The 13,107-nt window shown below is 73.2% G+C and carries 10 protein-coding genes; 6 read left to right on the top strand and 4 right to left on the bottom strand.

From position 1 onward, the window contains the following. Positions 1–75: 75 nt before the first annotated feature. Positions 76–2,040 (bottom strand): APC family permease, encoded by a 1,965-nt coding sequence (locus ACFVIM_RS00860; RefSeq protein WP_384297020.1) that lies wholly within the window; start codon positions 2,038–2,040, stop codon positions 76–78. A 270-nt stretch (positions 2,041–2,310) separates the two neighbouring features. Between ACFVIM_RS00860 and ACFVIM_RS00855 the strand changes: the two genes are divergently transcribed. Beyond that, on the top strand, positions 2,311–3,114 hold the full coding sequence (locus ACFVIM_RS00855; protein ID WP_384297018.1) for a sulfite exporter TauE/SafE family protein: 804 nt from the start codon (positions 2,311–2,313) through the stop codon (positions 3,112–3,114). Positions 3,115–3,145: 31 nt separating this feature from the next. On the opposite strand, the gene ACFVIM_RS00850 is transcribed toward ACFVIM_RS00855, so the two are convergent. Together ACFVIM_RS00850 and ACFVIM_RS00845 are read right to left on the bottom strand one after the other, a co-directional pair. After that, positions 3,146–3,784, bottom strand: a complete 639-nt coding sequence (locus ACFVIM_RS00850) for a class F sortase (RefSeq protein ID WP_384297017.1) — start codon at positions 3,782–3,784, stop codon at positions 3,146–3,148. 190 nt (positions 3,785–3,974) lie between these two features. Then, a complete protein-coding gene (locus tag ACFVIM_RS00845; RefSeq protein WP_384297015.1) occupies positions 3,975–4,664 on the bottom strand; it encodes a hypothetical protein in 690 nt (229 codons plus the stop codon). Between the two features lie 292 nt (positions 4,665–4,956). Here ACFVIM_RS00845 and ACFVIM_RS00840 point away from each other — a divergent pair, with 292 nt between their 5' ends. After that, positions 4,957–5,556, top strand: a complete 600-nt coding sequence (locus tag ACFVIM_RS00840; protein ID WP_384297014.1) for an NADPH-dependent FMN reductase — start codon at positions 4,957–4,959, stop codon at positions 5,554–5,556. Between the two features lie 120 nt (positions 5,557–5,676). On the opposite strand, the gene ACFVIM_RS00835 is transcribed toward ACFVIM_RS00840, so the two are convergent. Beyond that, on the bottom strand, positions 5,677–6,267 hold the full coding sequence (locus tag ACFVIM_RS00835; RefSeq protein WP_384297012.1) for a TIGR03086 family metal-binding protein: 591 nt from the start codon (positions 6,265–6,267) through the stop codon (positions 5,677–5,679). Positions 6,268–6,477: 210 nt separating this feature from the next. Here ACFVIM_RS00835 and ACFVIM_RS00830 point away from each other — a divergent pair, with 210 nt between their 5' ends. The 4 genes from ACFVIM_RS00830 to ACFVIM_RS00815 all read left to right on the top strand — a co-directional run bounded on the left by ACFVIM_RS00830 (position 6,478) and on the right by ACFVIM_RS00815 (position 13,069). Then, entirely contained in the window at positions 6,478–8,031 is a 1,554-nt protein-coding gene (locus ACFVIM_RS00830; protein ID WP_384297011.1) for a deoxyguanosinetriphosphate triphosphohydrolase, read from the top strand. Between the two features lie 311 nt (positions 8,032–8,342). Beyond that, positions 8,343–9,605: an NAD(P)/FAD-dependent oxidoreductase gene (locus ACFVIM_RS00825; RefSeq protein ID WP_384297009.1), complete on the top strand. Its 1,263-nt coding sequence runs from the start codon at positions 8,343–8,345 to the stop codon at positions 9,603–9,605. Between the two features lie 122 nt (positions 9,606–9,727). Next, positions 9,728–11,656: a DNA primase gene (gene dnaG / locus ACFVIM_RS00820; RefSeq protein ID WP_384297008.1), complete on the top strand. Its 1,929-nt coding sequence runs from the start codon at positions 9,728–9,730 to the stop codon at positions 11,654–11,656. Positions 11,657–11,767: 111 nt separating this feature from the next. Further along, positions 11,768–13,069, top strand: coding sequence for a sigma-70 family RNA polymerase sigma factor (locus tag ACFVIM_RS00815; protein WP_384297006.1), 1,302 nt, complete (start codon positions 11,768–11,770; stop codon positions 13,067–13,069). The last annotated feature ends 38 nt before the right edge of the window (positions 13,070–13,107 follow it).

The raw sequence follows: 13,107 nt of genomic DNA, 5'->3' as shown, positions 1-13,107 counted from the left end.
CGATCATCCCGGCGCCGGGCCCCTTCCCCTCCGTACCCTGCCCCTCCGTACCCTTCTGCTCCGTACCCTTCCCCGCTACCGCCGCGCACGGTCCGCCAGCCGGAAGCGGAGGCGGCAGATCACGGCCTCCGTGTCCCGGCGCACCGCGTGGGCGAGGACGGCGCCGCGCTGGTTCTGCAGCAGGCGCTGCCACAGCCGGTCCGGCTCGACCTCGGGGATCAGCACCGTCACCCGTGTCCCGGGGTGGTACTGGTACACCCGCCGTACGTACGCGGAGACCGGACGCCCTATCGTCCGGTGCTCCGAGTGCAGCTCCACCAGTTCCACGCCCGGGTTCCAGCGCTCCCAGTCCCGGCGCAGCGCGTGCGCGGCGGCGCGGTCCTCGGTGCCGGGGTGGGTGACCGTGACCGCCCGTACCTCGTCGCCGAGGGAGACGGCGGCGGTCAGGGCCTCGGAGGTCAGCCGGGAGAGATGGGAGACGGGCACGATCACCAGTGAGCGGTCCCGGTGCGGGGTCTCGGGCACCCGGCCCAGGCCGATCCGCTCGTCGATCCGGCCGTACGCGCGGTGCACCAGCTCGAAGAGGAGGACGAGCGCGGGCAGCGCGATCACGATCAGCCAGGCGCCCTCGGTGAACTTCATCGTCGTCACGACCACCGTGGCCAGGCCGGTCAGCACCGCCCCCAGACCGTTGAGCAGCGCCTTGCGGACCCAGCCGGGGGAGCGTTCCCCGCGCCAGTGGATCACCATCCCCGTCTGGCAGATGGTGAAGCCGACGAAGACGCCGATGGCGAAGAGCGGGACGAGGGTGTTGGTGTCCCCGCCGGAGAAGAGCAGCAGCAGCGCGGCCACGGCGGCCAGCGCCACCACCCCGTGGCGGTGCACCTCGCGGTCGGCCTTCAGCCGGAACACATGGGGGAGGTAGTTGTCCCGCGCCAGCAGGGACATCAGCACCGGCAGCCCGCCGAAGGACGTGTTCGCCGCGAGCGCCAGCAGGACGACGGTGGCGAACTGCACCACGTAGAAGCCCGCGTTGTGACCGAGGGAGGCGTCCGCGAGCTGCGCCAGCACCGTCACGCCCTCCACCGGCTGGAGGTGGAAGCGGCCGATGAGGACCGAGAGGCCGATCAGCATCACCCCGAGCAGCGCGCCGAGCGCCAACTCGGTGCGCTGGGCCCGCTTCGCGGCGGGCGCGCGGAAGGACGGGACGGCGTTGGCGACCGCCTCCACGCCCGTCAGCGCCGAACACCCCGAGGCGAACGCCTTGAGCAGCAGCAGCGCCCCGACGGTCGTCGCGCTCTCGCCGAGCGCGGAGGCGTGCCCCTCGGCGGCCTCGGTGGAGACCGGGCCGTCCCGGAACAGCCCCACCACGATCAGGGTCAGGATCGAACCGACGAAGACGGCCGTCGGCACGATGAACGCCTTCGCGGAGTCGACGATCCCGCGCAGGTTCACCGCCGTGACCAGGATCAGCACCCCGAGGCAGAGCGCCAGCCGGTCGTCGTAGAGCGCGGGGAAGGCGGAGGTCAGCGCGGCGACACCGGCCGTCACCGAGACCGCGACGTTGAGGACGTAGTCCAGCACCAGGGAGGCGGCCGCGGCCAGTCCGGTGCGCCGCCCCAGATGGGCGCGGGCGACGGCGTAGGAGCCGCCGCCGTCCGGGAAGGCGGCGATCACCTGGCGGTACGAGGCGACGAGCACGGCCAGCAGCGCGGCGATGGCGAGCGTGACGGGCAGGGTGTACCCGAGCCCGACCGCGCCCGCCGCCGCCAGGACGAGCACGATCGCCTCGGGGCCGTACGCGACGGAGGCCATCGCGTCGAGGGAGAGCGCGGCGAGGCCCTGGAGCGAGGTCAGCCGGTGCCGCTCACTGGTGAGGACGCCCGGCGGGAGGGCGATCGGGGCGGCCCGGGAGGCGGTGTCCTCCACCGGGAGAGTGAGCGGGGCGGCCCGGGAGGCGGTGTCCTCCACCGGGGACTGACCCTCGGGGGCGGTGTCCTCCGCCGGGGGCTGGCCGGGAGGCGTCGAGAGAGTGGTCATCGTGGCTGGTTACCTCCGCTGGGGATGCGCCTCGGGCGAGGGCAGGCCCCAGCGTGAGGGGGCGCGTTCGGCGTCGCGGGCCGCATTGTCGTGTCTCTTGCGCCCCGCGGCCCTCTCTTCACGCGTTCTTGACGCCGGTCCGTCCCTCCCCAGGGCGGGGCGCCCCGGTGCCTCGGTGGTGAGCCGCGCCTCACTCGCCCCATCACCCACGGAGGTTCATGGACGGGCAGGCCGCTGGGGATTACGGGACAGCCCTTAAGGTCGTCCTCCGTGCCTGAGATAACCCTGACCACGTTTCTGCTGCTCGCCCTCGCCGCGTTCGCCGCGGGCTGGATCGACGCCGTCGTGGGCGGCGGCGGACTGCTGCTGCTCCCCGCGCTCCTGCTGGGACTGCCCCAGGCCCCGGCCGCCCATATCCTCGGCACCAACAAGGCCATCGCCATCGTCGGCACGACCGGAGCCGCCGTCACCTACGCCCGCCGGGCACCCGTGAAGGTGGCCACGGCGGTACGGATCGGACTGGCCGCGCTCGCCGGGTCCATGGCGGGCGCGTTCTTCGCGGCGGGCGTCAGCAGCGAGGTCCTCCGGCCGGTGATCATGGTGGCGCTGCTCGCGGTCGCCGCGTTCGTGCTGCTGCGCCCCTCCTTCGGTACGGACCGGGGCGGCGCCGACACCTCCGGCGAGGCGGCCGCCCGCCGGGTGACCCGGGCCCGCGCCGTGACCGCCGTCGTCCTCGTCGGCGGGGGTATCGGCTTCTACGACGGGCTGTTCGGCCCCGGGACCGGCACCTTCCTGGTGCTCGCCCTCACCGCCGTGCTCCAGCTGGACCTGCTGACGGCCTCCGCGACCGCGAAGATCGTCAATGTCTGCACCAATCTGGGCGCCCTCGCCATGTTCGCCGCCCAGGGCTCGGTCTACTGGCAGCTGGCGGCGGCGCTGGCCGTCTTCAACCTGGCGGGCGCGACCATCGGGGCGCGGATGGCGCTCAGCAAGGGGAGCGGGTTCGTCCGGGGAGTGCTGCTGGTGGTGGTGTTCTCGCTGGTGGCGAAGTTGGCGTTGGACCAGTGGGCGTGAGGGGGCGGGCCCCGGTGCGTATCCGGGGCCGTCAGGCGTTCTCGACCCGTCCCAGGCGTTCCCGTACCCCGATCAGATGGGCGAAGGCGACGACATTGCCCCGGTAGCCGGTCTTCTCGCTGAAGCCGCCACCGCAGGTGATCACGCGGAGTTCGGCCCGGTCGCGGGAGCCGTAGACCTTCCGGTCGGGAAAGCCCTCCGCCTCGTAGACCTCGATCGCGTCGATGGTGAAGACGGCGGTACGGCCGTCCGCGCGCACCACTTCGACGCGGTGGCCCTTCTTCAGGGCGCCGAGGGCGTAGAAGACGGCGGGGCCCTTGGCGTTGTCGACATGGCCCGCGACGATCGCGGTCCCCCGGGCGCCGGGGGTGGTGCCGTCCCGGTACCAGCCCGCGAGGTTGCCGTTCGCGGGCGGTGGTACGTCCAGGCTGCCGTCCCGGCCGAGACCGAGGCCGGTGAGCGGGGTGTCGACGTCGATGTCGGGGATCCGCAGCCGCAGCGGGGCCGACGGCGCCAGGGGATCGGCGGCGGCGTCCGTGTGCGCGCGGGGCCCCGCCGCGAACGCCTGGGCGGCCGACGGCATCGGCGGGGTGATGTGCTGCGAGCCGCTCTGGACCAGCCACACCCCGAGACAGGCGGCGGCCGCCAGCCCCCAGCCCTTCGCCTTCATCGCTCCTCCTGGTCTCCCTGGCCGCGCTGTCTCGCGGCGGCCGCTCTGTCTCTCTCCGTACGCCCGGTTGTCCCTCCGTACGCCCGGTTCCCCCGGCGGACGTCGTCTGCCGGGGGAACGGGTTACGGCGGTACGGGGCGGGTGGGCCGACCACGCTCAGAGGCGGCCGGTTGAGGGGCGCCCCGGCCCTTCAGCTCCTTGGCGCGCCGCTCGCCCGGCGCCGGAGCAGAAGGGTTCCGCCGACGGCGGTGGCGGCCAGGACGGCCACTCCCGCCGCGACACGGGTGGTGTCGGGACCGACACTGCCGCCGACACCGGTGCGGACATGGCCGGTGGGCTGCTCATGGCGCTGCCCGCCGGTGTCACTTCCGCTGTTGTTGTTGTGGTTGCCGTTGTCGCTGTTGTGGTTGCCACTGCTGTTGGAGTCGCGCTCGTTACCACTGTCCTTGTCGCGCTCATCGTTGTTGCTGTGGTCACTGCGGTCGGCGGGGTTGGCCGTGGTGGCCTGCCCGGCCGTACGGGCGGCGTCCCGCTGGATCGTGACGGTTCCGTTCGCCAGCTCACCGCTGGCGCAGCGGACCCCGATCCGGTAGTTCCCCGGCTCGATGCCATGAGGGATCCGGAACTGGCCGACCACGGTCTCCTCGTGCGCCCCGGTCATCAGCGGGAACTCCCGCACCCCGAGGGAACGCGGATCGCCGACCCCCTGACCGTCCGGGCCGCAGGCCGTGGTGTTGACGGTGATGGTCGCCCCCGGGGCGGCCGTGGACGGAAACATCTCCAGGGACGCGCGGTCCCCGGCGTACGCCCCGGGGGCACCGACACCTATGGTCGCGGCCGCCAGTGCGGCACAGGTCAGCAGGCGGGCGGTCGTGCGCATGGTGCTCCTCCGGTCGGCGCGGTGTGTGTTCCGTCCCTCCCGAGAAAAGGCGGGTGTGCCGCCCGGCGCCTGCTGATGGTTCATCAGATAGGACGGATGGTGACGGCGTGTCGCACTGGACGGCCGGTGTCGTCGCAGGTCAGGCGGGTGTGGCGGGCGATGGGTGAGAGGCGCGCCGAATGGGTGAGGGCGGGGGGCCGACGGTGGTCGCGCCGGGTTATCGGGGCGTGATTCCCGGGCGTGACGGCCACCGCTTGACCTCAACTCTGATTGAGGTAGGAGCCTTCCCGGTATGAACCTCACCACGCGGGAGAACCCGCTCACCAGCCCTGCCCGGACGGCCACGCTCAACCTGGCCCTGATCATCGGCAGCAACCGCGAGGGCCGGCTCGCCCCGGCCGTCGCGGACTGGTTCCTGGAACAGGCCGGCGCCCGTGCGGGCTTCACCGTCACCACCGTCGACACCGCCCAGGCCGATCTGCCGACCGCCCTGGGTACCCCGCCGCCCGCCGTCGCCGACTCCCTCGCCACGGTCTCGGCCACCCTGGCCGAGGCGGACGCCTTCGTCGTCCTCACCCCCGAGTACAACCACTCCTATCCCGCCGCCCTCAAGGCCCTCATCGACTGGCACTTCTCCGAGTGGCGGGCCAAGCCGGTCGGCTTCGTCTCGTACGGAGGGGTCTCGGGCGGCCTGCGGGCGGTGGAACACCTGCGGCACGTCTTCGCCGAGATGCACGCGGCGACGGTCCGCGACACCGTGTCCTTCCACAACGTCCACCTCGGGTTCGCCCCGACCGAGGCGGCGCGGGCGGCCGCCGCGTCGATGCTCGACCAGCTGGAGTGGTGGGGGCGGGCCCTGAAGGAGGCCAAGGAGCAGCGCCCGTACCGCTGAGCGCGCGAGCCGTCGCCTCGTCGAGCCGTCGTACGCCGTGGTGGACCCGGGCCCGACAGGGGTGGGCCCGGTTCCCCCACGGCGTGGAACCACCCGCCCGCGCGCCGTCCCGGACAGCCTTTAGACCCGACGCCCCAGCAGGGCCAGGAGCCGGGTCTGGTGGCCGTCGCCCGGCGGCGGCTCGATCGGCGGGGCGAAGAGCCCGGTCTTCGCCAGCTCCGAGGCGTACGGGGTGACCTCGTCCAGCGCGAAGCCCACCAGGGCGTCGGGGAGGCGTTCGGACGCGCCGATCGCGCGGGCCAGGTCCCAGGAGTGCACGACCAGGTCGGTGACCATCTGGGCGCAGTAGTCGGCGGCGGGGGTCTCCCCGTACGACAGCCATACGGTCCGCTCCAGCGCCCCTGGCGCGGCGAACGCCTTCCGGGCGGCGCGGGCGGCGGCGTCCCAGGTGGCGCGGGGGCGGGAGCCGAGGACATCGCCGTCGTACGCGTCGCCGACATCGGCGATGGCGGCACCGTCGGTCACGAGGTCGGGCACCCAGAGCTGCTCGGCGGTCAGATGGTTGACCAGGTCGCGGACGGACCACGCGGCACAGGGAGTCGCGTCGTCCCACTGGTCGGAGCGGACGGCGTGCACCCGCTCCCCGAAGAGGGCGAGGGCCTCGGCGTGCCGGGCCAGCAGGGCGACCGTGTCCTTCTTCGTATGACCCATGCGCCCACTCTCCCGCGCGCGCCGGGCCCCCGCGACCCCTCCGCGCCGGGCCCCCGCGACCCCTCCGCGCCGGGCCCCCGCGACCCCTCCGCGCCGGGGCCCGCGGCTCACCGCCGGGTGGCCCGGGGAGCTCGGGGAGCTCGGGAAACAGCCGTACGGGGCGGGCCGGGCCATGACGGCGCGCGGGCCGCGGCGGGTTAACGTCGGGGCATGGCAGGCACCACCGGAAGCTCCCAGGACCGACCGCCCCGCGACGGCGACCGACCGTCCCATGACAGCGAGCGGGGGTCTCACGACGGTGGCCTCCCACCCCGTGACAGCGGCCTCCCACCTCGCGACGGCGGCCTCCCGCGCCACGACGGTGGCCTCCCACCCCGTGACAGCGGCCGCTCACCTCGCGACGGTGGCCTCCCACCCCGTGACAGCGGCCTCCCGCCCCGCGACGGCGACCGACCGTCCCATGACAGCCGCCGCTCGCCCTACGACAGCGACCGGCCGCCCTACGACAGCGAGGACACCGCCCGCTGGGCCCCCGAGCCCGACAAACGCCCCGGTCGCACCGCGTTCCAGCGCGACCGCGCCCGGGTGCTGCACTCCTCCGCCCTGCGCCGCCTCGCGGGCAAGACCCAGGTCGTGGAGCCCGGCGCGCGGGGGCGGGCGTGGGACGCCAGCCCCCGCACCCGGCTGACCCACTCCCTGGAGTGCGCGCAGGTGGGCCGGGAGCTGGGCGCGGCGCTCGGCTGCGACCCCGATCTGGTCGAGGCCGCCTGCCTCTCGCACGACATGGGCCACCCCCCGTTCGGCCACAACGGGGAAGCCGTCCTCAACGACATCGCCAAGGACTGCGGCGGCTTCGAGGGCAACGCCCAGTCGCTGCGCCTGCTGACCCGTATCGAACCCAAGCGGTTCGTTCACGCTGCCGACGGCACGCCGGTCAGCGTCGGCCTCAACCTCACCCGGGCCGCGCTGGACGCCGCCACCAAGTACCCCTGGCCGCGCGGCGCGCACCCCACCGACCCCTCCTCGGTGAAGTTCGGGGTGTACGAGGACGACCTGCCCGTCTTCACCTGGTTCCGCGAGGGCGCCCCCGGCCGGCGGACCTGCTTCGAGGCACAGGTGATGGACTGGTCGGACGACGTGGCCTACTCGGTCCACGACCTGGAGGACGGGCTGCACGCCGGGCATATCGACCCGGCGGCGCTGCTCTCCGACACCGAGCGGGCCGGGATATGGCAGGTCGCCGCCGGACGGTACGCGCCCGCCGGCACCGACCCCGCCGAACTCTCCGCCGCCCTCGACCGGCTGCTCGACCAGGAGTGGTGGCCCCACCACTACGACGGCTCGGCGGTCGCCCAGGCCCGGCTCAAGGACGCCACGAGCCAGCTGATCGGCCGTTTCTGTCTGGCCGCCGAGACCGCCACCCGGGACGCGTACGGTACGGGACGCCTCACCCGCTACGCCGCCGGGCTGGTGGTGCCCCGGGAGACCCGGCTGGAGTGCGCGGCGCTCAAGGCCGTCGCGGACCTGTATGTGATGCGGCGCCCCGACCAGGAGGAGCTCCGCGCCGACCAGCGGATCGTCCTCGCCGAACTGGCCGAGCTGCTGGCCGCCCGCGCGCCCCGGAGCCTGGACCCTCAGTTCCGGGCCCTGTTCGACGCGGCACAGGACGACCGGGCACGCGCTCGGGTGATTGTGGACCAGCTGGCCTCCCTCACCGACGCCGCCGCGCTCACCCTCCACGCGCAGCTCACGGGCGAACGCTGAGCCGGGCGTCCCGTCAGCGGGGACGGACGGGCGGGACACGCCGGGGGGACTCCCTCTTCCGCCATCACGCTCCGTGCGGGACGCTCCCCTGAAGGCCCTGGCGGGAGCGGGCCCGGTGGACCCGGCGGGCGGCGCGGTGAGCCCTCGGCCACCGCCGCGGAGCAGCACCCGCGGCGGCACGCCGGAGCAGTACCCGAAGCAGCAGGCGCGGCGGCATCTCGGAGCAGTACCCGAGCAGCACCCGCGGCAGTACCCCAGAGCAGCATCCGAAGGACAGCAGAAGCGGAAGCGGTACCAAGAGGAGGCAGCAAGTGGTCGACGGACACCAGACATTCGTCATCGTCGGCGGTGGTCTCGCCGGGGCGAAGGCCGCCGAGACCCTCCGGTCCGAGGGATTCACCGGCAGAGTGATCCTCATCGGCGACGAACGCGACCACCCCTATGAACGGCCGCCCCTGTCCAAGGGCTATCTCCAGGGCAAGGAGGACCGCGACAGCGTCTTCGTCCATGAGCCCGGGTGGTACGCCCAGGCCGATGTGGAACTGCACCTCGGCCAGATGGTCGTCGCCATCGACCGGGCCGCGAAGTCCGTCCGCCTCGGCGACGGGACCGTCCTCACCTACGACAAGCTGCTGCTCGCCACCGGCGCCGAGCCGCGCCGCCTCACCATCCCCGGCACCGGGCTGGCCGGGGTGCACCATCTGCGCCGGCTCGCCCACGCCGACCGGCTGCGCCAGACCCTCGCCGCGCTCGGCCGGGACAACGGCCACCTGGTGATCGCGGGCGCCGGATGGATCGGCCTGGAGGTCGCCGCGGCGGCCCGCGGCTACGGCGCGGAGGTCACCGTCGTCGAACCCGAGCCCTGCCCGCTGCACCAGGTCGTCGGCCCGGAACTGGGCCAGATCTTCGCCGACCTCCACGGCGGCCACGGCGTCCGCTTCCACTTCGGCGCCCGGCTGACCGAGATCACCGGCCAGGACGGCATGGTGCTCGCGGTCCGCACCGACGACGGCGAGGAGCACCCCGCCCACGCCGTCCTCGCCGCCGTCGGGGCCGCCCCGCGCACCGCCCTCGCCGAGGCCGCCGGGCTGACCCTCGCCGACCGGGAGTACGGCGGCGGGATCGCCGTCGACGCCTCGCTGCGCACCTCGGACCCCGACATCTACGCGGCGGGCGACGTCGCCGCGGCCGACCACCCCCTCCTCGGCACCCGGCTGCGCGTGGAGCACTGGGCCAACGCCCTCAACGGCGGCCCGGCCGCCGCGCGCGCCATGCTCGGGCAGGAGGTCTCCTACGACCGGGTGCCGTACTTCTTCTCCGACCAGTACGACGTCGGTCTCGAGTACTCCGGCTGGGCCCCGGCGGGCTCCTATGACCAGGTGGTGATCCGGGGGGACGCCGGGAAGCGGGAGTTCATCGCGTTCTGGCTGAAGGAGGGGCGGGTGCTGGCGGGGATGAACGTGAACGTGTGGGATGTCACGGGGCCGATCCAGGCCCTGATCCGCTCGGGCGTCCCCGTCTCCCCCGACACCCTCGGCGACCCCACCACCCCGCTCCCGGCCCCTCCCTCCTGACCCAGGCCCGCCGACCGGCCCACAGGCCCCCACCTGTGGGCCCACGGCGAGGGCCGGGCCCGGTCCGGGGGGTTTGCGCACAGGCGGGGAGAGGGACGCGCGGGTCACCGTAGACTTCACGCGTGGCTGGCAGGATCAACGATGACGACGTGAAGGCGGTACGGGACGCGGTCCCGATCGACGCCGTCGTGTCCGACTACCTCCAGCTCCGCAACGCCGGTGGCGGCAATCTCAAGGGCCTCTGCCCCTTCCATGACGAGAAGTCCCCGTCCTTCCAGGTCAGCCCCAGCAAGGGTCTCTTCCACTGCTTCGGCTGCCAGGAGGGCGGGGACACCATCGCCTTCGTGATGAAGATCGACCATCTCACCTTCTCGGAGACGGTCGAGCGGCTCGCCGCCACGGCGGGCATCACGCTCCGCTACGAGGAGGGCGGCTACAACCCCAGTCATCAGCGGGGCGAGCGGATCCGGCTGGTCGAGGCGCACAAGGTGGCCGCGCAGTTCTATGTGGAGCGGCTGGAGAACGACGCGGAGGCGGAGACCGGCCGCGCCTTCCTCGCCGAGCGCGGTTTCGATCATGCCGCCGCCCAGCATTTCGGTGTCGGCTACAGCCCTCAGGGCTGGGACCATCTGACCCGTTTTCTGCGCGGCAAGGGCTTCAGCGACAAGGAGCTGATCCTCTCGGGGCTGTCCCAGGAGGGCCGCCGGGGGCCCATCGACCGCTTCCGGGGGCGGCTGATGTGGCCGATCCGCGATATCTCCGGCGATGTGGTCGGCTTCGGCGCCCGCAAGCTCTACGAGAGCGACAACGGCCCGAAGTATCTGAACACCCCCGAGACGGCGATCTACAAGAAGTCGCAGGTGCTGTACGGCATCGACCTGGCCAAGAAGGAGATCGCCAGGACCCGGCGGGCCGTCGTGGTCGAGGGGTACACGGACGTGATGGCCTGCCATCTGGCGGGTGAGACGACCGCCATCGCGACGTGTGGCACCGCGTTCGGCGGCGATCACATCAAGATCCTGCGGCGGCTGCTGATGGACAACGCCACCGCCGAGGTGATCTTCACCTTCGACGGGGACGCGGCGGGTCAGAAGGCCGCGCTGCGGGCCTTCGAGGACGACCAGAAGTTCGCGGCCGAGACCTCCATCGCGATCACTCCGGGCGGGATGGACCCGTGTGATCTGCGGCTGGCCGAGGGTGACGTGGCCGTGCGGACGCTGGTGGAGAGCCGCACCCCGCTGTTCGAGTTCGCCATCCGCCAGCTGGTGGCCCGGCACAATCTGGAGACTCCGGCGGGGCGGGCCGCCGCGCTCGACGAGGCCGCCCCCATCGTCGCGGCCATCAAGAACGTGGCGATCCAGCATGAGTCCGCCGTCCAGCTGGCGGGCATCGTGGGCATCCTGGACACCCAGTTCGTGGTCAAGCGGGTGGCCCAGCTGGCCCGCTGGGCCCGGGACCGTGGCGGTCGCGGCCCGGCTCCGTCCCGTACCGACGGGGGCCGTGGGGCGGGCCGTCAAGGTGGCGGGGGGGAGCAGCTCCGGGCCCCGGCCGTGGCCGCGGGGCCCGCGCTGAATCTGCGCAACCCCGTCCACCGGACCGAGCGCGAGCTGCTGAAGCTGGCGCTCCAGTATCCGCAGCTGGTCTCCCCGGCCTTCGACGCCTACGGGGTGGACGAGTTCACCGCCCCGCCGTACGCCCTGGTCCGGCAGACCATCGCCGAGGCGGGCGGCGCCGAGCAGGGGGCGCTGGACGGGGCGGGCTATCTGGCCCTGGTCCGGGACGCGGCCCCCGATGACACCGTACGGGCGCTGGTGACCGAGCTGGCCGTGGAGGCCGTGCACGCCAAGGCCGTCGACGAGATCTACGCGGGCACCCAGCTGGTCCAGGTCCGTATCCGTGCCGTGGACCGCAGGATCGCCGAGGTCCAGGGCAATCTCACCCGCCTCGGCAACAACGCCGACCCCGCCCACCACACCGCCGTGCAGAACGAGCTGTGGGTGCTCCAGCAGTACAGCCAGTCGCTGCGGCTGCACGGCGCCGCCGCGCTGTAGGACGGCAGCGCCCGCTTCCCCGGCCCGGTAACCGCCCGGTCACGTACCGGACGCAAAAAGTCCTCGCACGCCCCTCGTGGCGGCTGTGTGTCGTACTCCACACTGGGGGCGGTGCCTGAGTCCTCGGAGCGCGGCCGGTCCACCACCGTCGGTGGGCCGCTCATCCCCGCGGATCCGCTCATCGTGTACGGGACGGACAGCGGCCCGGCCGCCGACGTCCCGCTGCCGCACGTCCCCGATTCGGCAGCGATCACCCTGGAGGTCGCCCCCGTGCAGACCCAGACCCTGACCGAGCCCCCGGCCGAGGCCGCCGGGCCGCTGGCCGTCCCCCTGACCGAGGGCGGGCCGGAGCGTGGGGCCGAACCCGCCGCGCTGACGGCCGTCCCCCCGCAGACCCTGCCCCCGCACCATCCCGAGAGCCTGCCGACCGCCCCGGCCGTACCGGTGGAGGCGGACCAGCCGGTCAGGCCGGCCCGCTCCTCCCGTACCGAGACGGCGGGGCCCTCCTCGGACCTCTTCCGCCAGTATCTGCGGGAGATCGGCCGGATCCCGCTGCTCACCGCCGTGGAGGAGGTGGAACTGGCCCGACGGGTCGAGGCCGGGCTCTTCGCCGAGGAGAAGCTGGGCAACACCCCCGACATCAACAACTCCCGGCTCGCGGTGGATCTGGACCGGCTGGTCGTGCTGGGCCGGATGGCCAAGCGGCGGCTGATCGAGGCGAACCTGCGGCTGGTGGTCTCCGTCGCCAAGCGCTATGTCGGCCGGGGTCTGACCATGCTCGACCTGGTCCAGGAGGGCAATCTGGGGCTGATCCGGGCGGTCGAGAAGTTCGACTACGCCCGGGGCTACAAGTTCTCGACGTACGCGACCTGGTGGATCCGGCAGGCGATGTCCCGGGCCCTGGCCGACCAGGCCCGCACCATCCGGGTCCCGGTCCATGTGGTGGAACTGATCAACCGGGTGGTCCGGGTCCAGCGCCGGATGCTCCAGGAGCGCGGCTACGAGCCGACGCCCGAGGAGGTCGCCCTCCAGCTCGATCTGCCGCCCGAGCGGGTCAGCGAGGTCCTGCGGCTGGCCCAGGAGCCGGTCTCCCTCCACGCCCCGGTGGGCGAGGAGGACGATGTGGCCCTCGGTGATCTGATCGAGGACGGGGACGCCGCCTCCCCGGTGGAGTCCGCCGCCTTCCTGCTGCTGCGGGAACACCTGGAGGCGGTGCTCTCCACGCTCGGTGAGCGCGAGCGCAAGGTGGTGCAGCTGCGCTACGGGCTGGCGGACGGCAGGCCGCGCACCCTGGAGGAGATCGGCCGGATCTTCGGGGTGACCCGGGAACGGATCCGCCAGATCGAGTCCAAGACCCTCAACAAACTGCGCGACCACGCCTTCGCCGACCAGCTCCGGGGCTATCTCGACTGACCGCCGCCCGGTATGACCGGTACCGTCCGGCGGCCGGG

Source organism: Streptomyces sp. NPDC057638 (assembly GCF_042800315.1).
GTDB lineage: Bacteria > Actinomycetota > Actinomycetes > Streptomycetales > Streptomycetaceae > Streptomyces.
The sequence above is the reverse complement of the archived record's forward strand: the minus strand, read 5'-3'. Positions and strand labels throughout refer to the sequence as shown.

Excerpts from the sequence above, each read along its gene's own strand:
- ACFVIM_RS00860 (WP_384297020.1), bottom strand. The coding sequence starts at position 2,040 with ATGACCACTCTCTCGACGCCTCCCGGCCAGCCCCCGGCGGAGGACACC.
- ACFVIM_RS00850 (WP_384297017.1), bottom strand. The coding sequence starts at position 3,784 with ATGAAGGCGAAGGGCTGGGGGCTGGCGGCCGCCGCCTGTCTCGGGGTG.
- ACFVIM_RS00845 (WP_384297015.1), bottom strand. The coding sequence starts at position 4,664 with ATGCGCACGACCGCCCGCCTGCTGACCTGTGCCGCACTGGCGGCCGCG.
- ACFVIM_RS00840 (WP_384297014.1), top strand. The coding sequence starts at position 4,957 with ATGAACCTCACCACGCGGGAGAACCCGCTCACCAGCCCTGCCCGGACG.
- ACFVIM_RS00835 (WP_384297012.1), bottom strand. The coding sequence starts at position 6,267 with ATGGGTCATACGAAGAAGGACACGGTCGCCCTGCTGGCCCGGCACGCC.
- ACFVIM_RS00830 (WP_384297011.1), top strand. The coding sequence starts at position 6,478 with ATGGCAGGCACCACCGGAAGCTCCCAGGACCGACCGCCCCGCGACGGC.